This window comes from Sorangium sp. So ce394 (genome assembly GCF_051474665.1).
In the GTDB taxonomy this organism is placed as follows: Bacteria; Myxococcota_A; Polyangia; order Polyangiales; family Polyangiaceae; genus Sorangium; species Sorangium cellulosum_D.
In genome coordinates this window covers 5,035,341-5,055,996 of record NZ_CP150339.1, presented here as the reverse complement: position 1 = coordinate 5,055,996, position 20,656 = coordinate 5,035,341, and the positions used below count along the sequence as shown (strand labels likewise).

Genomic DNA, 20,656 nt, shown 5'->3' with positions numbered 1-20,656 from the left:
CTGCGGTCGCGCACGGAACTAGCGCCGCGCCCGCGCCCGGCGCTGGCGCGCCGTTCGCTCGACGTGCGCTCGATTTTCGCTCAGCGCGCGCTCGACCTACGGGGTGCGGCGCGATGAGGGCGCCGCGCGCGTCCTGTGCGCGGGCGCGGCCGCGCGACCCGGACGAACCGCGCCGCCGGCGCCGAGCCGGCGGCGCGGCGCCGCGGCTAGCCCGCGTCGGTGACCTTCGCGGCGGCCTCGATGATGTCGAGGATCTTGTCCTCGAGGATCATCCCGGCGAAGAGCTCGCGCTTCTGCGGCTCGCGGTACTCCGCCTTGATCTTCGCCACGTTCTTGCCGGTCTGCTCGGCCAGCTCCTGGTAGCCCTTCTCGAGGTCGGCCTCGGTGATCTTGACCTCCTTCGCCTTCGCGATCTCGGCCATGACCAGCCCCGCGCGCACCTTCATCTCGGCGTCGAGCCGGACGCGGGCGCGGAACTCCGGCGTCGGATCGACGCGCTGACCCTGCCGGCGCGCCGTCGCGAGCAGCTCGCGCTCGGCGAGCTGCGCCTGCTGGTCGACGAGCGACGGCGGGACCGGGATCGGGTTCGCCTTGCAGAGCTCGACGACGAGCTGCTCGGCGACCGCGTCGCTCGCCCGCTGCGTCAGCTCCTTCTCGAGCTTCTTGCGGAGCGACTCGCGGAGCGCGGGGAGGCTCTCCTCGCCGCAGTCCTTCGCGAACTCGTCGTCGACCTCCGGGAAGATGCGCTCCCGCAGGTCCTTCAGCGTGATGTGGAAGACCGCCTGCTTGCCCCGCAGATCCGCGTTCGAGTGCTGCTCGGAGAACGTGACCGGGACGTCCTTCGCCTGGCCGGGCGTCATGCCGAGGAGCGCGTCCTCGATCTCCTTGAAGACCTGGCCGCTGCCGAGCTCGGTCTCGATCTCCTGCTCCTTCGTGTCGCGCAGGGCGCCGGCGACCTCCAGGGTGAAGGAGATCGTCGCCATGTCCCCCTTGGCGGCGGGGCGCTCCGGCTCCGGCGCCTGCAGCGTCGAGTGCTCGCGCCGGAGGGCGGTGATCTCGGCGTCGATCATCTCCTCCGACGGCGTCGTCGAGGGGCGCTTCACCTCGAAGCCCTCCCACTTCACCTCGGCGATGTCGGGCCGGACCTCGAAGCGGGCCTTGTAGGAGAACGCGTCGTCCGGGCGGAGCTCGGCGGGCGCGATCGCCGGCTGGGACAGGGGCTGCACCTGCTTGTCGGCGAGCGCCTGGTTCAGCGTGGCGTCGACGAGCCGCTGGGCGACATCGGCGTGGATGCGGCCGCCGTAGAGGTGCGCGAGCACCTGGCGCGGCGCCTTGCCAGGCCGGTAGCCCCGGACCCGGGCCGTCCGCTGGAGCGCCGTATAGGCCTTGTCGACCTCGCTCCGGACGCGGTCCGCGGGGACCTCCACCTGAAACTCCATCAGCACGGGAGAAAGCTTTTCGACGTTGACTTGCATGGCGTTTTTTTCGAAGGGCGGCACTCGTGCCACGCGCCGCCGGGGGGGTCAAGACGGCCGAAAGGACGCTGCTTTAAAAAAAGGAGCCCCGGCGGAGAGGCGGCCGCCGGGGCTCGGGGATCCCGGGAGGGATCGTGCAAGCTGATGCGGAGCGAGAGGCTCGCGCCGGTGCGGACGCCGCTGCGGCGCGCTTGCGCGGCAGCGGCGTCCGCACCGGCGCGAGCGCGGGGCCTGCGAGGCTGGCCCGCGCCGCGCGGCCGCGCTCAGTCGTCGTCCGAGACGTCGAAGGGGTCCTTCTCGAAGTCGAGCTCGGCGTCGAACGACGACTCCTCCTCGACGATGTCCTCGAGCGAGAAGCCCACGCGGTTCGGGCGGAGAATCTCCCGCTCGAACTCTGCAAAGTTCTGATACGACCTGGGAAGCGGCATCTGTCCTCCTCACATGTGCCGAGGCGACGTCGGGGCGTCGGTCTGCTCGGCGAAGCTGGGCACCACGTCCGTGAGATCCTGGGCGGTCAGCGCCGGCCCTCGACGCGCGTCGAGGGCGGACGGCGGCGCGAACCGAGCGTCGACCTGCGTTGAAGCGAAGGCGAAAGCACGAGGACCTGCGCGGGCGCGAGCAATGCAGGCTCGCGCCCGTCGCACCAGAACGCGCGGGCGAGGACCCGATCGACCGGGCCGGCGTCGCCGCAGGGCAACAGCGCCCCGTTGAGGCCGAAGCAGCGGCTCCGCCTCGAGGCTCGCCCGCGGGCCAGCGGCCCCGTCGTTCGTTTACCTACACCCACATCAAGCGACATGTGGGTCACTGTAGACGCCCCCGCCGTTCAGGCCAACAATCCGGCGAGCGAACGGTGAATCGGGCGTAAACGGGCGTGAACCGCGCGTGAACCGCGCGTGAACCGCGCGTGACCCGGGCGTGAACCGGGCATGAACCGGTCGTGCACCGCTCATGAATCGCGCGCGGATGAGCGGCGGGGACGCGTGCATCTCTCGACGTGCCGATGGGGGTCGTGTAAGCAGCCGGGTCGGACGCGACACAGCACGATGCCACCGCCCAACCAGGGGGGCGCGCCCGGCAAGACCGGCTCCGCCTCCAAGCCTTCGCCTGTCGTCCTCGCCGTCGCCAACCAGAAGGGGGGCGTCGGCAAGACCACGACCTCGGTCAACCTGGCCGCGAGCTTCGCCGCGGCGGAGTGCCGGACCCTGCTCGTCGACTGCGATCCGCAGGGGAACGCGTCGAGCGGCGTCGGCGTGCGGCGGGGGAGCTTCGAGCTGTCGCTCTACGACGTGCTGATCGGGCGGGCGGCGCTGAAGGAGGCGACCGTCGCGACCGAGGTGCCGCTCCTCGACGTGGTGCCCGCGACGCAGGATCTCGTGGCGGCAGAGCTCGAGCTGGTCGACGCGGACGACCGCGCGACGCGGCTGCGCCAGGCGCTGCGCCCGCACCTCGACGGGTACGCGTTCGTCGTCCTCGACTGCCCGCCGTCGCTCGGGCTGCTCACGCTGAACGCGCTCACGGCGGCCCACCGGGTGCTCGTGCCGCTCCAGTGCGAGTACTACGCGCTCGAGGGGCTGACGCACCTCATGGCGACGATCGACCGGGTGCGGAGCGCCTTCAACCCGGAGCTCACGCTCGAGGGCGTCGTCCTCACGATGTTCGACGGGCGCAACTCGCTCACCCACCAGGTGGCCGACGAGGTGAAGGCGCACTTCCGCGTGTTCGACGCGATCATCCCGCGCAACGTGAAGCTCAGCGAGGCGCCGTCGCACGGCAAGCCGGCGCTGCTCTACGACGCGCAGTCGAAGGGGGCGCAGGGCTACCTGAGCCTCGCGCGCGAGATCCTGGACGGCCCGCCCGCCGCCGCGGCCGATCCGAAGAAGCGGCAGCGCGGGGACGCGGAGGGGGAGCCGCAGGCCGAGGCCACGACCACCACCGGAGCGCGCGCGAGGGACGCACGACCGAGATCATGAATGCCGATCAGAAAGGGGCGCGGCGCGCGCTCGGACGGGGGCTCGACGCCCTGCTCCCGGCGGCGCCGCCGGCGACAGCGACGGCGGCCGAAGGGCGCAGCGTGTTCGTGTGCGCGATCGAGAAGATCGTGCCGCAGAAGGGGCAGCCGCGGCAGCACTTCGACGAGGCCGAGCTGGAGGAGCTCACCGGGAGCATCCGCGAGCACGGGCTCATCGAGCCGCTCATCGTGCGCAGGACGCAGGCCGGGAACGACAGCTTCGAGCTCATCGCCGGCGAGCGGCGGTGGCGCGCCGCGCAGCGCGCGGGGCTCCGGGAGGTGCTCGTCGTCGTCAAGGACGTCTCCCCCAAGGAGGCGTTCGAGCTGGCCCTCGTCGAGAACGTGCAGCGGGCAGACCTCAACCCGATCGAGATCGCCGAGGCGTTCGACCGGCTCCTGCGCGAGCACAGCTACACGCACCAGACGCTCGCGGAGCGCGTCGGCAAGGACCGCACCACGATCGTCAACTCGCTCCGGCTCCTCCGGCTGCCGCCGCGCATCCGCACCATGGTGATCTCGCGCGAGCTCAGCGAGGGCCACGCGCGCGCGCTGCTCGGGGCGCCGAGCGACAAGGTGATGGCCGACGTCGCCGAGCGGACCGTCCACGGCAAGCTCCCCGTCCGCAAGGTCGAGGCGCTGATCAAGGCGGCGAAGGAGAAGGAGAGCCGCGCCGCCGGGGACGGCGAGGATCCCGGCGAGAAGAAGCGCGCGGGGAAGTCGCCCGCGATCAAGGACCTGGAGGCGCGCCTCATGCGGCGGCTCGGGACCCGCGTCGAGGTGCGCGACGAGGGCGGCCGCGGCGAGCTCGGGATCACCTACGGCTCGCTCGACGAGCTCGACAGGATCATCGCGCTGCTCGGCGCGTGAGCCGCCGCGGGCGGGCGCGCGCTCGCCCCCGGCCGGCGAGCGGGATCGCCCCCGGCGGGCGGGCGCGCGCGGGCTCGCGCCGCGACCGCGCTACTTGATCCGGGCGCTGAGCTCCTTCACCTTGGCGCGGGCGCGCTTGCCGATCTCGGTGTCGCCGCCGTGCTTGCCCGCCTCGGTGAGCGCCGCGAGCGCGCTCTGCGGCCTGCGCTCGGCCAGGAACGACAGGCCGAGGTAGTAGTGCGCGGCCGCGAACTTCGGGTCCACCTTGATCGCGGCCTGGTAGTCCGCGCGCGCCCCCGGCTCGTCGCCGAGCTCGTGGCGGCACGTCCCGCGGCGCACGTGGAACTCCGCCTCCGGCCTCAGCTTGATGGCGCGGTCGAAGGCCGCCACGCAGTCGGCGAACGCCTTCGCCGGCCCGAGCATCCGCCCGATGGTCGCGATCGTCGCCACGTCGTCGCCGGTGGCGGCGAGCGCCTTCTTCAGCTCCGCCGCGGCCCGGTCGAGCTCCTTGGCCTCGAACAGCATCGCGCCGTAGGCGAAGCGCGTCGCGGCCGAGTCCTCGGCCTTGAGCGCCGCCTCGTAGTGCTTGCTCGCGTTCGCGACGTCGCGCTTCAGGCCGTACGCGTAGCCCAGGTTCTGGTGGAGCGCGGCGCGGCCCGGCGCCTGCTCGATCGCCTTCGTGAGCACCGCGATCGCCTCGTCCGGCCGCGCGGGCTCGTCCAGGTAGAACGCCGCCAGGTTCAGCGCCGCGGCCTCCAGCTTGGGATCGCGCTCGAGCGCCTTCTTGTACGACGCCTCGGCGCCGGCGCGGTCGTTCGTCTTCTCGTGCGCGAGCCCGAGGTAGTAGTGCGCCTCGGCGTTGCCCGGCTCGTGCTCGATCGCCCGGAGGAGGTGCGGCTTCGCCTCCTCGTACCGCTCGTTCTTGATGTAGGCCACGCCCCGATCGAGCGCGCTCGTCGACGTCCCCTTCGAGGTCGCCGCGTCGCTGCCGTCCGGCGGATCGGCGAGCAGCGGATCCCCGAGCTGCTCGCGCGGGGCCTCCTGCGCTCCACCACACGAGACGGCGCACGCCGCGACCGCCACCACCGCCACGCCCCGGCGCGCGGCGGCGGCCGCCGCCCGCGCCGCGCGCGAAAACCACCCCTTGTTCATCCGACACTCCCTTCGCCGTCCAGGCCCTGGAGCACCGCGTGCAGCCGCTCCTCGACCTCTTGCATCCGCTTGCCGTTCGCGATCTTCGTCCCGTCCGCCTCGCTCACATAGAACACGTCGGCCACGCGCGTCCCCTCCGTGTTGATCTTGGCGACCGAGATCGACAGGCCGAGCTGGTAGAGCGCGTCGGAGATCGCGAACAAGAGGCCCGGGCGATCGCGCGCGAGGACCTCGATCACCGTGTGGTGCGACGCGCGATCGTCGATGGAGATCTGCGTCTTGACCTTCGGCGTCGGGCGCTCGCGCAGGCCGCCGCCGCGGCGCTTCTTGGCGACGTCGGCGCCGGAGATCTGGCCCGAGAGCACCGCCTGGATGTCGGCCACGAGCTTCGGGATGGCGCGGGCCACCCCCCCTACCCCCTCGCCGCGGTCGCGCACCCAGAACAGGTCGACCGCCTGCAGGCGCACGCCCGCGGGCGGCGACGACCCGGTCCTCACGCGGAGCGCGACGCCGTCGTCGTCGCACGCGCGCGAGTGGATCTGCGCGGCGTGGACCTCGAGGCGCGAGGACGCGAGCGCCGCCGTGATCGCCGCCAGCAGGCCGGGGCGATCGGGCGCGACCACGCACACCTCCGCGGCCTCCGGGTGGCGCGACGGCACCAGCGCGACCGAGACGCTGTTCCCGCTCGACTCCTGCTGCCGGGCGAGCTCGGCGTGCGCCGCGATCGCGGCGGGGCTGTTCGCGAGGAGGTAGCGCTCGGGCATCGACGCGAGGTAGCGCGCCAGGAAATCGCGCTGCGCGCGCCGCTCCGCCTCGTCCGCGGCCGGGAGGTCCTCGAGGGCGCCCACCGTGCCGCTGATCGCGCGCGCCATGCGCTGATCGTCGATCCCGAGCGGCCCGCTCTCCCCGCGCGCGCCGCGCAGGGCCGCGTCCGCCGAGAGGTAGAGCTCGTCGAGCATCCGCGCCTTCCACGACGTCATCGACGTGGGGCTCGTGGTCGAGATGTCGGCGACCGTGAGCAGGTAGAGATCGCGCAGCCCCTCGCGGCCGTGCACCTCCTGGCAGAACTCCGAGATGGTCGCCGGGTCGTCGAGGTCGCGCCGGGTCGCGATGAGGTACATCACGAGGTGCTTCAGCACGAGGTGGCACGCCTCGTCGATGTCCTCCGGCGGGAAGCCGAGCCGCTCCAGGATGTCGCGCGCCATCTCGGCGCCGCGCCGGCTGTGGTCCTTGCCCCCGATCGCCTTGCCCACGTCGTGCAGGAGCGTGGCGAAGAACAGCATCGTCGGCCGCGTCGCCTCGGCGGCGAGCCGGCACGCGAGCCCGAACTCGCCCGCGAGCTCGCCGCGCACGAGCGCCGCCAGCCGATCGACCGCGGCGACCGAGTGCACGTCGACCGTGTACACGTGGTAGACGTCGTGGTGGACGCGCCCGACGACCGGCGAGAACTCGGGGATCATCGCGAGCAGGAGGCCGAGGTCGTGCAGCTCGCGGACGACCGAGCCGCTCTGGAGCGCCGTCTCCTTGCACGTGGCCACGAGGGTCCGGAACAGCGCGGCGGCCTCGGGGCTCTCGCGGAGCGCCGCGCAGAACGCCGCGTCGCCGGCGGCGCGGACGATCGCCCCGCGCGCGTAGGGCAAGAGCGGGACGCCGCGCTCGACGGCCGCGGCGACCAGCCGCAGCGCGATCGGCGGGTCGGTCCGGAGCAGATCCGGATCGCTCATCGTGATGCAGCCGTCGAACAGGCGGATGCCGCCGCCGAGGTCCTCGTCGCGGCGGCGGCGCCGCGTGAGCGTCGGCGTGGCGCGCGAGACGATCATGTCGAGGGCGCGCGAGATGGTCCGGGCGCTCCGGTAGTAATCGCTCATCATCCGCTCGATCGCCTCGGGCGACACCGAGGGCTCGTCGGGCGGCGGCGCGGCCTTCCGGGCGGCCTCGGCCGCCTCGTTGTAGCCGAGCACGCCGGCGACGAGCTCCTGCTCGTCGAACGTCAGCCGGTCGGTCCGCCGGCCGGAGTGGGCGTGGAGGAGGTTGCGGATGCGCCAGAGCATCTCGGCGGCGCCCTGGATCTCCTCCGCCTCGCGGGCGACGAGCGCGCCGAAGCGGACCAGCGCGGCGAACTCGCCGACGCCGTAGCGCGCCTTCGCCGCCCAGCGGGCGACGTCGAGGTCGCGCAGCCCGCCGGCGCCGTTCTTCACGTCCGGCTCCAGGAGGTAGACCGAGCCGCCGAAGCGCTCGTGGCGCTGCGCGATCTCCTTGCCGAGCCGCTCGATGAAGCGGGGCAGCTCCGAGTGCGCGAAGAGGCCCGCGGCGGCGCGCTGCCACAGCGACTCGGAGAGCGACGCGTCGCCGACGACGTGCCGCCAGTCGAGCAGGCTCGTCGCGGTGGGCAGGTCCTCGCGCGCGCCCTCGACGAGGTCGTCGATGGTGACGACCTGGTGCCCCACGGTGACCCCCATGTCCCAGAGCGGGTAGAGCAGCGCGTCCGCGATGGCGCTGGCGCGCTGGGCGTCGCGGGCGAGGATGCGCACGTCGAGGTCGCTCCGCAGCGCGACGGCGCCGCGGCCGTAGCCGCCGACCCCGGCGATCGCGACCGCGTCCCACGCGGCGCGGCTCGGGGCGCCGGACTCGCGCAGGAGGTGGAAGAGGCGCGTCAGGAGATCGTCGAGCAGGCGCGCGTGGCGCCGGCCGAGGGCGACCCCGAGCGCGGAGGGATCCGCGGCCGGCGTGGAGCCGCTCGGCACGGCGCGGTCGAGCCCGGCGCGCTCGCGCGCGTAGGCGGCGCGGAGCTCGGCGAGCCCGCTGGGCCTGGACGTGGGGGAGAGATCGACGCTCATGCGGAGGGCTTTCGCTTTCTCAGGCGCCCGGGGCGCGGAAGGCGGTGACGTGGGCGTTCACCCGGACGGGGGTGAGGCCGGCGCCGCAGAGGCGCGGCGCCTCGCTCGCGGCGGAGAAGAGGAGCCCGCCGGGGCCGAGCTCGGCGGCGAGGCGGCGGGCCACCGCGTCGCCCGCGGGCTCTGCGAGGTACAGGAGGACGTTCTTGAAGAAGATGATCTGGAAGCCGCCGCTCGGCACGGCGTGGACCAGATCGCAGACCTCGAAGGAGACGACCTCACGGAGCTTCTGGGAGACGTGGAGCGCGCCGCCCTTCTGCTCACAATAGCGCTGAAGCAGGGCCGGCGGGAGCTGGTCGGCGGCCTCGGCCGAGTAGACGGCCTCGCGCGCCGCGTCGATGGCCGGGGCGGCGCGGTCGACCCCGAGCACGCTGAAGCGGCGGCCGGCGCTGGCGAGGACCATCCCGAGGGTATAGGCCTCCTCGCCGGTGCTGCAGCCGGCCGAGAGGCCGGCGATCGGGACGTCGGGCGGGATCTTCGGCAGCACCGCGGTGGCGATGGCCTCCCAGATGATCGGATCGCGGTAGAACCGCGTCTCGCCGACGCGGAGCGCGCTGACGATGTCCTCGACCGCCTCCCTGTCCTCGTGCAGGCGCTCGGCGGCCGCGAACGGGGACACGCCGTGCCGCGCGGCCACGCCGCTCAGCACGGCGAGGACCCGCTCGCGGACCCACCCCGGGGCGGCGAGGCTGCGGCCCAGGCCGAACCTGCGCTCGAGCTCGGCGAGCGCGAGGTCGACGGCCCGCTCGGCGGAGCGCGCCGCAGGACCTCCTCCCGCTCTCGGCGATCTGGCCATCGGGGGCGCCGCGGTCAGCCGAGGAAGCCGGCCTTCCTGGCCTGGGCTCCCTTGCCGCCGCCGTCGAGGGCGATGGCGAACACGTCCTTCAGCGCGAGCACGAAGGTCTCGCCCTTGGTGCTGCGCGCCTTGAGGAGCCCGCCCACGCTGAGGACCGCGTCGATCTTGGTCACCGGGAGCGACACGCCCTCGTGGGCGGCGTAGAGCGTGAGCACGCGCCCTTCCGGGAGCTCGGCCCAGCCGTCCTTGTCCGTCTTGGCCTCGGCCGTGTCGAGGGCTGCTTTGAGGATGTCGTCGGTCATGAGCAACGTTTCCGCCCCGCGCCCGGCCGCGTCAAGCGCGTGCTGTCCCTTACTGGATTGAACGGCGATCGGGGTCGTACGGGACCTCGTCCGTGGTACCGTAGTGCGCCGATGTGGAGAAGGCCTCCCAGCCAGCCCCCCCAGGACGGGGCCGCCTCCGGGGCGCAGCCGGGGGGCGCGATGCCGCCGGGGTGGGAGCCCGGGGACCACCTCTTCGTCGACGACATCAAGAAGTCGTTCGGGCCGACGAAGGTGCTGCACGGCATCACCATGCACCTCAGGCGGACCGAGACCGCGGTGATCATCGGCGGGTCCGGCGCGGGCAAGACCACGCTGCTCCGGCTGCTCATCGGCCTGGAGCGGCCGACCACCGGGCACATCTGGGTCGACGGCGTCGATATGGGCGCGCTCGGCGACTACGAGATGAACCGGATGCGCCAGCGGTTCGGGATGGTGTTCCAGTACGCGGCGCTGCTCGACTCGCTCACGATCTTCGACAACGTGGCGTTCCCGCTGCGCGAGCACCGGAAGCACATGTCGAAGCGGGACATCCGCGACAAGGTCGTGGGGATGCTGAACTCGCTCGGGCTGGAGAACAAGGAGGACCGGATGCCGTCGGAGCTGTCCGGCGGGCAGCGCAAGCGCGTGGGCCTGGCGCGCGCGCTGATGCTCGAGCCCGAGATCCTCATCTATGACGAGCCGACGAGCGGTCTCGATCCGCTGACGAGCCGGATGGTCGACGATCTGATCGAGGAGACGCGGGCGCGCTTCAAGGTGACGAGCGTGGTGATCTCGCACGACATGGCGAGCACGTTCCGCATCGCGCACCAGGCGTTCCTCGTGATCCAGGGGCGGGTGGTCGCGTCGGGGACGCCGGACGAGCTGGCGTCGGGCGACAACGAGCAGGCGCGCCAGTTCATCGCGGCGGCGGGGGTGGCGCCGGAGAAGGTGTCGCGGGTGAACCGGCCGGCGCTCGCGGACAGCACGAACGGCGACGGCGGGCAGGTGATCGAGTTCCGGAAGGCGGCGGAGTAGGTCGCTGCGGCGCGCGGGGCGCTGCGCGCGGCGGCGCCGCTACAGGCGGAGCACCGCGGCGCGGCGGCCTCGCGGCGTCGTCGCTTCGGAGAACCGGGGCGCGCTCCGGGCGAGGCGCCCGCGGGCGTCGAAGATGACGAGCGTCCCGCGGCTTAGCCGCAGGCGCGCGAGGTACTCGTCGAGCTGGGCGAGGCCCTCGCGGAGCGGGTCCTTCTGGCCCTTGCGCCACACCTTGAGCTCGAGCGCGCGCCGCTGGACGGCCCGGGAGCCGTCGGGCTTGCGGTAGGGGAAGCGGACGAGCAGATCGATGCGCCCGCGGCCGACGCCGTACTCGCGATCGATGAAGCCGCCGCCATTCACCGCACGCTGGAGGAAGGCCATGAGGACGAGCTGCGGGGCGACCTCGGGGTACGGCATCCCGGATGCGAGCACCTCACCGTGCTCGTGCCAGAACGCGGCGAACGCGCGGAGCAGGCGCCGGAAGGCGAGGCGGCCGTCGGACAACAGGAAGCGCTGGCGCGGGGCGTCGATCCGCTCCTCGGCCGATGACGAGAGGACGCGGGCGATCACCTCGCGGTAGATGGGGTTCGCCACGCGCAGCGGCTTGCCCTGGGCCACGAGGCCGAGATCGCGGACGTAGGAGGCGTCGTCGTCGTAGGTGTCGCCGCCGCCCTCGTACGTTCCCGCGAGGATGGGCTCGAGCACGCGGCGGACGCGCGGATCGGCGAGCTTGCTGACGAGCGAGTCGAGGTGCGTGGCGCGCGCGAGGATGAGGCGCTCCTTGGCCTGCTCGACGTGCGCCCGCGTGATGGCCTCGCCGGGCGGGACCGCCATCTCCTCGACGATCTCGCTGCCGAGCGCGTTGACCAGCCAGGGCTGGCCGGCGGTGAGCTCGAAGGCCCGGGCGAGCGCCGCATCGTGGAAGACCTGGCCGGTGTCCTCGGTGTGCTGGGCATACAGCGCGCGCAGCTCTTCCTCGGAGAAGTCTCCGAGCCGGAGCGACTTGACCTTAATGTTGAACGGGCTCGCGGTGCCGAGGCGCTCGGGATCGCCGCCGCTCGCGGCCTTGTAGTCGCGGACGTCGCGCAGCCCGCAGAGGATGACCGAGGCGGGGAAGTGGTCGGGACGGCTCGGGAAGCCGGCGCGGAGCTGGCGCAGGATGCTGAGGAGGCCCTGGCCGCGCAGGGAGTCGATCTCGTCGAAGATGAGGACGAGCGGGCGCGGGCAGGCGCGCGCCCAGGCGGTGAGCGCCGCGGAGAGGAGGCCCTCGTCGCCCTCGAGCGAGAACGGCGGCGGCTGGAGCTCGGGCGGCAGCGCGATCTCGGCCGCGCGCGCGAGCTCGCGCAGGACGGCGCGCTGGGCGGAGCCGTAGTCGTCGCCCGCGGCGCTGCCCTCCTCGCAGGAGAAGAGGACGGCGGCGTGGCGGCCCGAGGCGGTGAGCCGCTCGGCGACGGCGCGGAGGGCGGTGGTCTTGCCGGTCTGCCGGGGGGCGTGGACGACGAAGTAGCCCATCTGCTCGACGAGGCCGGGGACCTCGGGCAGCCGGCTTTCAGCCGGGATCATGTAGTGCAGATCGGGACGGCAGGGGCCGGTCGTGTTGAAGCGGCGCTTCACCCGCCGAGCCTTGGGCCAGCGGCCGGGAAGAAGCAAGGGAGCAGCCGACGAGCACGACGGGCGCGATACAGTGAAGCGAATGGAGCGGTGGTTCTGGATCGGGCTCGGCGGCGCGGCGGGAACGCTGGCCCGCTACGCGCTGTCGACGTGGTGCGAGGAGCGCTTCGGCGCCGGGTTCCCGTACGGGACGCTCGCCGTCAACGTGCTCGGGTCGTTCTTGCTCGGCGCCATCGGCGAGGTCGCCGCGACGACGGCGCTCCTGTCGCCGACGCTCCGGCTCGGCCTGAGCACCGGCGTCATGGGCGGCTTCACCACGTACTCGAGCTTCAACAACGAGACGATCAGGCTCATCCACTACAAGTCGTTGGCCGCGGGGCTCGTCAACATCGCGATCACGCTGGTCGGCTGCCTGCTCGCCGGCGTCCTCGGGATGGTCGTCGCGAGGCGGATCGTGGCGAGCTAGGGCGCCGGAGGTCGGCCGTGTACCGCTGCGCGCGGCGTGCTTCGCCCCTGGGCCAGGGGACGAGGATCAGCCGTCGGCGCCGAGGATCGGCGTCGTCTCTTCGTTCACCGGCACCGGGGGCGCGTCGCCCTGCGCTCCACTTCCGCTTCCGCCGGGCGGGGGCTTCTGTCCCGGGGGCGGGGCCTTCTTGCCGGCGCTGCCGGAGCGGGCCTCGAACATCCAGGCGGCCTTGTTCAGCTCGGGAACGAGGATGGTTCCATCGACCCGGCGCGCCGCCCTGAAGGCGCGGAGGATCTTCTCGATCACGACCGCGACCCTCCCGTCCTGCAGATCGAGCGCCCGCTGCGTCACCCGGCGCCCGGCGGCGACCTGGACGCTGGCGATCCCGCGCACCCGCTGCGCCGTGGCCCGGAGCGAGGCCGCGCAGTCGGCGCCGACCCCGTAGTCCTCGAGGAGCTGCGCGTCCTGCAGCGGATCCGCCCGCCGGGTCTCCTCGATGAAGCTCGCGAGCGCCTCCAGGCCCTTGGCGAGGCTCTCCGGGGAATCCGCGCGCCCCACCACGGCGTCGACCCGCGCCATGCGGCGCGCGCCGAGCGCGTTGCGCAGGCCGTCGTAGCAGAGGTCGCGCTCGCCGATGCCGTCGCGCATCGCGCTCCGCCCCTGCACCTCGAGCGCGGCCCGCGCGCCGGCCGCCTCGGTCGCCTCGGCGTCGTGCGCCCGCTTCATCGCCTGGAGCCGGCCCGCCTCGGCGACGAGCAGCGGCAAGAGCGCGTCGGGCATGCGCACCTTGGCGCGCTGCGATCCGGAGAGCGAGCCCAGGATCCGCCGCGCGGACGCGACGAAATGCGGGGCGTCATCGATGAGGCTCTGCGAATCGATGCGCGTGCCCTCCGCGACGAGGTCCTCCTCGGGGATGCCCGCGTACGTCCGCGCGGCGAACGCGCCGTCCGCAGGGCCGAGCTCGCGCGCGAGCGCGTCGAGGGTGATAGTGCTGGGTGAAACGATGGGTGCCTCGGCCGGCGAGGTCGCCGGCGCGGGCTTCTTGGTCTTGGAAGTGGCCATGGGAGGAGAAGCTACGGGAGAGCGTCAACGAAGGGGAAGCGGGCACACCCGCTGGGCAAGATCACGTCGCGACGATGCGCGCCCGAGTACGCACGCCGGCGGGAAGGCGACACGAGGCAGGCGCCCGGAATGCGCACGACAGAGGGCGGCGCGCACGGCACACCGGGCAAACGGCGCCACTACGGCGGACGACGTGCGCGGGGCCGGCGGGGAAAGCGCGCGAGCCGGCGATCGGCAGCGCACCACCGGGCCGAGGGGCGCGCACGGCGCCGCGGCACGCACGCACAGGAGGAGCGGACGCTCATACTGCACAGGCGTGCCGCGCAGGAAGCCGCCCGCCCCCGCCGCGCCAGAGACCTCGGGGACGCGCACGACGCGCCAGAACACGCGCACGAGACGCCAGAACACATGCACGACGCGCCAGCAACGCACGCATGACGCATCAGGGACACGCACTCAACGCAACGCGTCAACTCTGCAAGCCTCCCCGATACATGGCAAACACTGCGAAGCATCGCAGCCTGCAAGGAATCAGAGCGAGCGCTCTGCTGCGCGGAGCACTTCGTCCCACGCGGGCACGCCGAGACCGCCAAGGGGCCGGGCGAGCGTCACGGCGCGTTGCGCGGCAGCTCGCGCATCGGCGGCACCGGCGCTCGTGAGGCGCCGCGCGAGCTCGCGATGAGCCGCAACGGCAATCACGCGGCTCATGTGGTCCTCCGCGGTGTCGCCAAGGAGCGCCTCGGCCTGATCGACGACGTCCCGCGCCGCCGCAAGCCAAGGCTCGCCTTGGGGCTGGACCGCGGTCCAGAGGAGCGCAACGGCCGCCTGCGCGCGCATGCGCGAGCGGAAGTCCAGGCCAGAGCGCCCCCACTCGGCGATGTGGCGGAGAGCGCGCTCGAACCACGTTGATGCGCCCTGAGCATCCTGCGTGACCCACGCGAGAATACCCGATGCAAGCGCATGGAAGGCGTCCGCCCGGCTACCACCGTCCGGCTCGCTCTCGAGAGACGGAAGCGACGACGCATTCATCGGGCGCGCGAGGAGCTTCGACGCCTCTTCTTCGTCCCCGCGGATGGTCTCGATGATCGCGGCGGTGACTTCACAACGGGCAGCGAGCCTTGCGTAATCCTCGAATAACGATGCGCTCGCGTCGTGGAATCCGGACCGGAGGGACGCGAGGCCAAAGCGCGCGGCCTCTATCGCACCTCTCACAAGGAGGACGTCGATGTACACGATCAGCGAGGCGTCTTCTGGGAACGCTATCAGCCGCGGGGGCGAGGGGAGCGGCCCGGGACCGAGCAGCGTCTCCGCAGCGCCCATCTGGCCGAGCTCTGCCAGCCGAAGGGCGCGCGAGAGGACACGCGCGCTCGATGGCTGGCTCACGAATCCCAGTGCCCGATCGAGCTCCTCTGCCGCGGTGAGGTGACCAAGGCACCACTGCACGAGCGCATTGGCGCGCAGCGCACGAGCTGTCACGTCGGGTGGCAAGCGCGCTGCTAAGTCATCTCCGCCGCGCTCGAAACCGACCAGCGAGAGCGCCCGAGCTCCGTGCCCGGAAGCCTCGGTCGCTCGGCCCATCGCGGCGAGCGCAATGGAAAGACCCGAGAGCGCGTGGGTCGTGAGCACTGCGTCGTCACCGTCAGTGCGAGCGACAAGCTCGGCGTAAAGCTCCTCGGCCTCGTTGAATCGCCTCGTGGCAAGCTTCCAGTCGGCAAGGCGTAGCTTGCGCCGTGCGACAAGCGGCGGCGCGATGTCTTCCATCCCGCGCTGCTCGTACTCACTGGGGTCGCTGATCTCGCGCGCGGCGACCGCGGAACGGAGGTCTTCCACCCAGGGCCGGACCACGAGATCGCCGCCGAACAGCGAGAGTGGCGGCGCGGCGAGCAAAAGCAACAGTGCGACATCGACGCGCGCCGCCGCGCTCTCCGAAGCCGTCGTCACGATGGAGGCGTCCGCAGGGGCAACGCGCGCAGTGGCCCTCGATCCCGGCTCGTGGGCCTCCGCGCTCCCGTCCTCGTCGATGACGTACTCCCCGCTCCGGATCGACCACACGTCTGGTGCCGCGGCCGCGAACGCAGACACAAGCGCGACCGGAAGCATCACCACGACCTCGCCGCGGGACGGGCCGAGGACGTTGCGCTTCTCGTTCCAGAGCGAGAAGAAGCGCGCCCACGCCGCGGTGTCCGCGTACACCGCGCGCGACGCGTCGACGAGGTGGATCACGCCGCGGAGTTCCTCGGGCGGGTCGAGGAGCGGGACCAGGACGCGCTCGGCGAGCTCACCGTCGGTGAGCGGCGTGTCCGACGGCCGCCCGCTGTACGGCTCCAGCCGTACCAAGCGGACGCCCGCGCGCCCGAGCCGCGGGAGCTCCGCCGAGAGCGCCGCGACCAGCTCGTCCGCCGCGCGGGGGCTGGCGCACCGCGCGAGGTAGAGGTGGAACCGCCGCGAGAGCGCGAGCGCCTGCATCAGCCGCGAGCGCTCCCCGCCCGCGGCGCCGGTCATGCGCCCTTCTCCGCCGCGGCGTACGTCGCGTCGGGACAGGGCCCCGCGAGCTCCTGCATCCCGGCCACCGACGGGTGGAGGTCCACCCACTCGTCGTCGTTGAGGTAACGCAGGATGACGTTGTTCTGGAGCAGGTGGTCGGCGGCCTCGCGCTCCTGCTCATTGCTCGTGATGAGCTGCTTCGTGCGGTTTACCTTCGCGAGCCACGGGATCGCGCCGCTGTCGTACACGATGCTCCGGTAGCCATTCCCCGCGCGGCGCAGCTCCCGCTCGAGCGTCTCCCTGTCGACGGGGAACGTCTCGAGCTCGAGCAGCGTCTGGAGCAGCCGGACGATCTCCCGCGGGTAGCCGCCCGACCACAGCGCGATGGCGCGGAGCCGGTCGCGGAGCGCCGATTCGCCGAAGATCTCCCGGAGCGCGTCGTCGTCGATGCGCCGCTTCACGAGCTCGGTGATGACCTCGACCCCCTCGGGGTGAAGCCTGCCCTCGATATCCCGCACCTTGATCATGGGCAGGAACGCCACGGGCGGCTCGACCATGCGGCGCGCGAGCGCCGGCGGGACCGTGTAGAGCACGTGCACCGGCAGCTGGAGATACGGCGCGCCGGTCGAGAAGATGCGCTCCGCGCTCTCGAGCACCGGCTTCCAGGTGAGGCTCGTGCCCCGGAGCTTCTCGAGCGAGTCGAAGAGGATCGCGATGCCCGAACGCCCGAGCTTGCGCGCCCGCCAGTCGAGCTCCCGGAGCTCGTCGTGCACGAACCGGACGAAGGTGGACAGGTGCCTGGCGACGATCTCGCGGACCCGGTGGCGGACGGTCGGGTTGGTCTTGAGGTTGAGCTCGATGCCCGCCTTGGCGCCCGCGCTGCCCGGCTTCGCCCCCATGTCGACGCTCGCGGTGATCTTGCCGATCTCCACGTCCGTCCGCGAGAGCCACGCCCAGAGCCGCCCGAGAGGCCCATCCGTCAAGGCATCGGTCGCGTCGCCGCCCTCGGCGGCCAGGACGGCACGCTCGGTGTGCTGCAAGACGAGCGCGAGCACGTCCGAGATGTCGATCTCCACCGTGAGATCGAGGACATCGTCGGCGTCGATCAGGACCGTGAGGAGGTTGCGCCGCTTCGGATCGGAGAGCCTCGCCTCGAGCCGCTGGATCTCGGTGCTCTTCCCCGTGCCCCGGAGGCCGGTGAAGAGCTGGCAGACCGGCGTCCTGGAGAGCTCGATCTGGCGCGCGAGCTTGTTCGTCCAGTGCGCCCCGCGGACGCCGCGGACGTCGATGTCCACGTTGCGCTCGTCGCCCGGCGACAGCGGCTCGTCGGGGTTGCAGCGGTTGTAGAGCTCCTGGAGGCGCTCGAACTCCATCGCCGGGAAGGTACCCGACGGCCCCATGCCCGTCAGGGAATTCGCGCCGCAGGCCCACGCCGGCCCCCCCGCTCACTCCACGAGCCCGCGCTCCCCGGCCGCCTCGTCCAGCCGCACGAACCTCGCTCCACCCCGCGCGACCTCCTCCACGAACGCCCCCAGCGCCTCCATCCGCCTGCCGAGCGGCACCCGGAGCTCCGGCTGGTACGGCGCGAGCGCCTCGAGGCCGTCCCCCCGGTCGAGGAAGTCCATCCCGTGCAGCTCCAGGTTGACGAGCGCCTCCCCGGCGCAGGCGCGCGCCAAGAGCCTCGCCCCCGTCGCGCCCGCGAGCCCCACGCTCGTCCCGATCACCGGCAGCCGCACCCCCGGCGTCACCTGGATCGGCAGCTCGACGAAGCGCCGCCCGCCGCGCCGGTACCACGGCCGCCCGGGCCGGTACGGCCGCCGCGGCGCCGCGAGCACCCGCGGGGTGTCCAGGATCGCCGCCGATCCCCTCCCCCTCGCGCGCTGCACCCCCATCGCGAGCGCCTTCGCCGCATAATAGGGCGGGCACGGGAACACCGAGGAGTCGAACGCGACCCCGACCGCGTCGAGCGCGTCGAACAGCGCGTCGCTCACCGTGTACCCCGGCGCGCGGAAGCCCGTGGGCCGCCGGCCGACCGCCTCCGCGATCGCCTCGGCGCCCAAGAGGACGTCGGCCGCGATCGCGGGGCGCGGGAGCCGCGAGAGGTCGTACCGATGCGTGTACGAGTGGTTCTCGACCGCGTGGCCCGCGTCGCTCAGCGCGCGCAAGGCCGCCGCGCTCGCGGGGCGCGCGAGATCGCGGCCGATCGCGAACAGCGTGACCGGGATGCCGTGGGACGCGGCGAAGGCCGCGATGCGCGGCAGCGCCGTGTCATAGACGGCGCTCGGCGAGACCGCCGCCCCGGAGCGCTCCGGGACGGCGAGCCCGTGAATGGCGAAGTAGTTCGGGACCTCGTCGAGATCGATCGAGACAGCGGCGAGGCGCCCCCCCATCGGACCGCGTCAGCTCGCGGCCATCTTCGCCACCTCGGCGGCGAAGTCGTCCTCTTTCTTGGCGATGCCCTCGCCGCGCTCGTACCGCACGAAGCGCGTGAGCTTGACCTCGCCGCCGGCCGCCTTCGCGGCCGCCTCGCGCAGCTTGTCGATCGTCTGGCCCGACACGCCGCGCGACGCCGCCTCCACCGACTCCTGCTCGATCAGCGCGACCTCCGAGAACCACTTGTTGAACTTGCCCTCGATGATCTTCGGCCACGCCGCCTCCGGCTTCGGCTTCGGATCCTCGCGCAGCTGCGCCTCGAAGATCTCCTTCTGCTTCGCCTTCAGCTCCTCCGAGACCTCGTCGCGGCGGAGGACCAGCGGGCTCATCGCGGCGGCCTGCATCGCCGTGTCCTCGACGAACTTCTGCACCTCGGGGTGCTCCGCCACCGCCTGGCTCGAGGTCTCGACCGCCACGAGCACGCCGATCTTGCCGCCGAGGTGCACGTAGGCGTGCGCGACGCCGTGCTTGCCCTCGGGGACGGACACCCGATCCCACCGCCGCACCGCGATCTTCTCGCCGATGCGCGCCGTCAGCTCCGTCGCGACGTCGGCGACCGGCTTGCCGCCGATCGACAGCTGCGCGACGTCCGCGCCGTCCGCCGCCTTCTCGGCCGCGGCGAGCACGTCGCCGACGAACTGCCGGAACGCGTCGTTGCGGGCGGCGAAGTCGGTCTGGATGTTGACCTCGACCATCGTCGCGCTCCGCCGATCGGCCGCGACCACCGCGCGAACCTCGCCCTCGGTGGCGGACGCACCGGCCCGCTTGGCGCTCTTCGCGAGACCCTTCTTCAGGATGATCTCGACCGCCTTCTCCATGTCGCCCTCGGCCTCCGTGAGGGCGCTCTTGCAGTCGCTCATCCCCGCCTGGGTACGCTCACGAAGCTCCTTGATCGCCTGCGCATTGATGCCGGCCATGGCTCTTTCTCCTTCAACCTAGATAGGAAGAGGCCGCGCCGAGCGGCCCCTCTTCATCGCACTTCAGACTGGTAACCACGAGGGCCCGCGCGACGAGCCGCCGGACCGCAGAGGCACAGAGGGCGCAGAGGCGTGAAATTTTCATTTCTGTCCCCGCGCCCTCCGCGCTCCCGCGGTCACCACCGCTCCGGGCGGGAGGCGACGTTGGTCACCCCGCCGCCCGAGCGCCGGGCCGCTCTCCGATGCGGCTCGCGCCGCGCTACGACGCCTGCTGCTGGCGCGGACCGCCGCGGCCGCCGCGGCCGCCCTGGTAGACGTTGATCTCGTCGCGCTGGCCGCGGCCGCCGGCCGGGGGCTGCGAGCCGTGCGCGCCCTCGCCGTGGTCCTTGCGGCGCTGCGCGCCCTCGACGCACGCGTCCGCGACGCGCGCCGTGATCAGCCGGATCGAGCGGATGGCGTCGTCGTTGCCAGGGATCACGAAGTCGACGAGATCCGGGTCGCAGTTCGTGTCCGTGATGGCCACGACCGGGACGTTCAGCTTGCGCGCCTCGCTGATCGCGATCGACTCCTGGTGCGGATCGATCACGAAGATCGCCGCCGGCAGGCCGCCCATGCCCTTGAGGCCGCCGAGGTACTTCTCGAGCCGCTCGCGCTCCTTCTCGAGGCGGACGACCTCCTTCTTGAGCAGCTGCTCGTAGGTGCCGTCCTCCTTCATGCGCTCGAGGGTGCGGAGGCGATCGAGGCCCTGCTTGATCGTCCGGAAGTTCGTCAGCGTGCCGCCGAGCCAGCGGTTCGTGACGAAGTACATGCCGGACCGGCGGGCCTCCTCCTGCACGATGTCCTGCGCCTGGCGCTTCGTGCCGACGAACAACACGTGGCCGCCGCGGCCGACGGCGTCGGTCAGGAAGTCGTACGCGCGCTTGAAGAGCCGCGTCGTCTGGTCGAGATCGATGATGTGGATGCCGTTGCGCGCGCCGTAGATGAACGGCCGCATCTTCGGGTTCCAGCGCTTGGTCTGGTGGCCGAAGTGCACGCCCGCGTCGAGCAGCGAGCGGAGCGGGAGCGGGAAATCCCCCGGCTGGGGGGCAACGGCCTGCATGGTGTCGGCCGCCGGGGCGGATGCGGAGATGCTGGTATCGGTCACGGCTGTGTCC

General features: G+C 72.5%; 17 protein-coding genes. 4 read left to right on the top strand and 13 right to left on the bottom strand.

What is annotated here, in order from left to right; genetic code table 11:
* Nucleotides 1-206 precede the first annotated feature (206 nt).
* Nucleotides 207-1,475 carry a trigger factor gene (tig, locus tag WMF33_RS18605; RefSeq protein ID WP_437338380.1) on the bottom strand — a complete coding sequence of 423 codons (1,269 nt, stop codon included), beginning with the start codon at nucleotides 1,473-1,475 and terminating at the stop codon, nucleotides 207-209.
* A 263-nt stretch (nucleotides 1,476-1,738) separates the two neighbouring features.
* Nucleotides 1,739-1,903 (bottom strand): hypothetical protein, encoded by a 165-nt coding sequence (locus WMF33_RS18600; RefSeq protein ID WP_020735736.1) that lies wholly within the window; start codon nucleotides 1,901-1,903, stop codon nucleotides 1,739-1,741.
* A 615-nt stretch (nucleotides 1,904-2,518) separates the two neighbouring features.
* Between WMF33_RS18600 and WMF33_RS18595 the strand changes: the two genes are divergently transcribed.
* Together WMF33_RS18595 and WMF33_RS18590 are read left to right on the top strand one after the other, a co-directional pair.
* A complete protein-coding gene (locus tag WMF33_RS18595; RefSeq protein WP_437338379.1) occupies nucleotides 2,519-3,445 on the top strand; it encodes a ParA family protein in 927 nt (308 codons plus the stop codon).
* Entirely contained in the window at nucleotides 3,442-4,350 is a 909-nt protein-coding gene (locus tag WMF33_RS18590) for a ParB/RepB/Spo0J family partition protein (RefSeq protein WP_020735734.1), read from the top strand. Before WMF33_RS18595 ends, WMF33_RS18590 begins: the two co-directional genes overlap by 4 nt.
* Before the next feature lie 90 nt (nucleotides 4,351-4,440).
* Here the strand turns inward: WMF33_RS18590 and WMF33_RS18585 are convergent, their stop codons facing one another.
* From WMF33_RS18585 to WMF33_RS18570, 4 genes are read right to left on the bottom strand one after another with little or no spacing between them, the layout of a single operon-like run.
* On the bottom strand, nucleotides 4,441-5,502 hold the full coding sequence (locus tag WMF33_RS18585; protein WP_437338378.1) for a tetratricopeptide repeat protein: 1,062 nt from the start codon (nucleotides 5,500-5,502) through the stop codon (nucleotides 4,441-4,443).
* Nucleotides 5,499-8,339, bottom strand: a complete 2,841-nt coding sequence (gene glnD, locus WMF33_RS18580) for a [protein-PII] uridylyltransferase (protein ID WP_437338377.1) — start codon at nucleotides 8,337-8,339, stop codon at nucleotides 5,499-5,501. The genes WMF33_RS18585 and glnD overlap by 4 nt, the downstream gene beginning before the upstream one ends.
* A gap of 19 nt (nucleotides 8,340-8,358) precedes the next feature.
* Complete coding sequence (locus WMF33_RS18575; RefSeq protein ID WP_061624872.1) at nucleotides 8,359-9,192, bottom strand: CheR family methyltransferase; 834 nt, start codon at nucleotides 9,190-9,192, stop codon at nucleotides 8,359-8,361.
* A gap of 14 nt (nucleotides 9,193-9,206) precedes the next feature.
* On the bottom strand, nucleotides 9,207-9,494 hold the full coding sequence (locus WMF33_RS18570; RefSeq protein WP_020735730.1) for a hypothetical protein: 288 nt from the start codon (nucleotides 9,492-9,494) through the stop codon (nucleotides 9,207-9,209).
* Nucleotides 9,495-9,605: 111 nt separating this feature from the next.
* On the opposite strand from WMF33_RS18570, the gene WMF33_RS18565 reads away from it, so the two are divergent.
* On the top strand, nucleotides 9,606-10,529 hold the full coding sequence (locus WMF33_RS18565; protein ID WP_437338376.1) for an ABC transporter ATP-binding protein: 924 nt from the start codon (nucleotides 9,606-9,608) through the stop codon (nucleotides 10,527-10,529).
* A gap of 39 nt (nucleotides 10,530-10,568) precedes the next feature.
* Here the strand turns inward: WMF33_RS18565 and WMF33_RS18560 are convergent, their stop codons facing one another.
* Nucleotides 10,569-12,143, bottom strand: a complete 1,575-nt coding sequence (locus WMF33_RS18560; protein WP_437338375.1) for an AAA family ATPase — start codon at nucleotides 12,141-12,143, stop codon at nucleotides 10,569-10,571.
* Between the two features lie 79 nt (nucleotides 12,144-12,222).
* On the opposite strand from WMF33_RS18560, the gene crcB reads away from it, so the two are divergent.
* A complete protein-coding gene (gene crcB, locus WMF33_RS18555) occupies nucleotides 12,223-12,606 on the top strand; it encodes a fluoride efflux transporter CrcB (RefSeq protein ID WP_437338374.1) in 384 nt (127 codons plus the stop codon).
* Between the two features lie 66 nt (nucleotides 12,607-12,672).
* Here crcB and WMF33_RS18550 read toward each other — a convergent pair whose 3' ends face one another.
* The 6 genes from WMF33_RS18550 to rpsB form a co-directional block, all read right to left on the bottom strand.
* A complete protein-coding gene (locus tag WMF33_RS18550; RefSeq protein WP_437338373.1) occupies nucleotides 12,673-13,668 on the bottom strand; it encodes a hypothetical protein in 996 nt (331 codons plus the stop codon).
* Between the two features lie 531 nt (nucleotides 13,669-14,199).
* The gene (locus WMF33_RS18545) at nucleotides 14,200-16,170 is read right to left on the bottom strand and encodes a hypothetical protein (protein ID WP_437338372.1); all 1,971 of its coding nucleotides are present in this window, start codon (nucleotides 16,168-16,170) and stop codon (nucleotides 14,200-14,202) included.
* Entirely contained in the window at nucleotides 16,167-17,552 is a 1,386-nt protein-coding gene (locus WMF33_RS18540) for a hypothetical protein (protein WP_437338371.1), read from the bottom strand. The genes WMF33_RS18545 and WMF33_RS18540 overlap by 4 nt, the downstream gene beginning before the upstream one ends.
* Nucleotides 17,553-17,597: 45 nt before the next feature.
* On the bottom strand, nucleotides 17,598-18,542 hold the full coding sequence (locus tag WMF33_RS18535) for a polysaccharide deacetylase family protein (protein WP_437338370.1): 945 nt from the start codon (nucleotides 18,540-18,542) through the stop codon (nucleotides 17,598-17,600).
* 9 nt (nucleotides 18,543-18,551) lie between these two features.
* Nucleotides 18,552-19,502, bottom strand: a complete 951-nt coding sequence (gene tsf / locus WMF33_RS18530) for a translation elongation factor Ts (RefSeq protein WP_437338369.1) — start codon at nucleotides 19,500-19,502, stop codon at nucleotides 18,552-18,554.
* 259 nt (nucleotides 19,503-19,761) lie between these two features.
* Entirely contained in the window at nucleotides 19,762-20,646 is an 885-nt protein-coding gene (gene rpsB / locus WMF33_RS18525) for a 30S ribosomal protein S2 (protein ID WP_020735719.1), read from the bottom strand.
* Between the last annotated feature and the right edge of the window lie 10 nt (nucleotides 20,647-20,656).

Coding starts and splice junctions, on each gene's coding strand:
- WMF33_RS18595 (WP_437338379.1), top strand. CDS start 2,519: ATGCCACCGCCCAACCAGGGGGGCGCGCCCGGCAAGACCGGCTCCGCC.
- WMF33_RS18570 (WP_020735730.1), bottom strand. CDS start 9,494: ATGACCGACGACATCCTCAAAGCAGCCCTCGACACGGCCGAGGCCAAG.
- WMF33_RS18545 (WP_437338372.1), bottom strand. CDS start 16,170: ATGACCGGCGCCGCGGGCGGGGAGCGCTCGCGGCTGATGCAGGCGCTC.
- WMF33_RS18540 (WP_437338371.1), bottom strand. CDS start 17,552: ATGGGGCCGTCGGGTACCTTCCCGGCGATGGAGTTCGAGCGCCTCCAG.
- tig (WP_437338380.1), bottom strand. CDS start 1,475: ATGCAAGTCAACGTCGAAAAGCTTTCTCCCGTGCTGATGGAGTTTCAG.
- crcB (WP_437338374.1), top strand. CDS start 12,223: ATGGAGCGGTGGTTCTGGATCGGGCTCGGCGGCGCGGCGGGAACGCTG.
- glnD (WP_437338377.1), bottom strand. CDS start 8,339: ATGAGCGTCGATCTCTCCCCCACGTCCAGGCCCAGCGGGCTCGCCGAG.
- WMF33_RS18550 (WP_437338373.1), bottom strand. CDS start 13,668: ATGGCCACTTCCAAGACCAAGAAGCCCGCGCCGGCGACCTCGCCGGCC.
- WMF33_RS18565 (WP_437338376.1), top strand. CDS start 9,606: ATGTGGAGAAGGCCTCCCAGCCAGCCCCCCCAGGACGGGGCCGCCTCC.
- WMF33_RS18535 (WP_437338370.1), bottom strand. CDS start 18,542: ATGGGGGGGCGCCTCGCCGCTGTCTCGATCGATCTCGACGAGGTCCCG.
- WMF33_RS18575 (WP_061624872.1), bottom strand. CDS start 9,192: ATGGCCAGATCGCCGAGAGCGGGAGGAGGTCCTGCGGCGCGCTCCGCC.
- WMF33_RS18585 (WP_437338378.1), bottom strand. CDS start 5,502: ATGAACAAGGGGTGGTTTTCGCGCGCGGCGCGGGCGGCGGCCGCCGCC.
- tsf (WP_437338369.1), bottom strand. CDS start 19,502: ATGGCCGGCATCAATGCGCAGGCGATCAAGGAGCTTCGTGAGCGTACC.
- WMF33_RS18590 (WP_020735734.1), top strand. CDS start 3,442: ATGAATGCCGATCAGAAAGGGGCGCGGCGCGCGCTCGGACGGGGGCTC.
- WMF33_RS18600 (WP_020735736.1), bottom strand. CDS start 1,903: ATGCCGCTTCCCAGGTCGTATCAGAACTTTGCAGAGTTCGAGCGGGAG.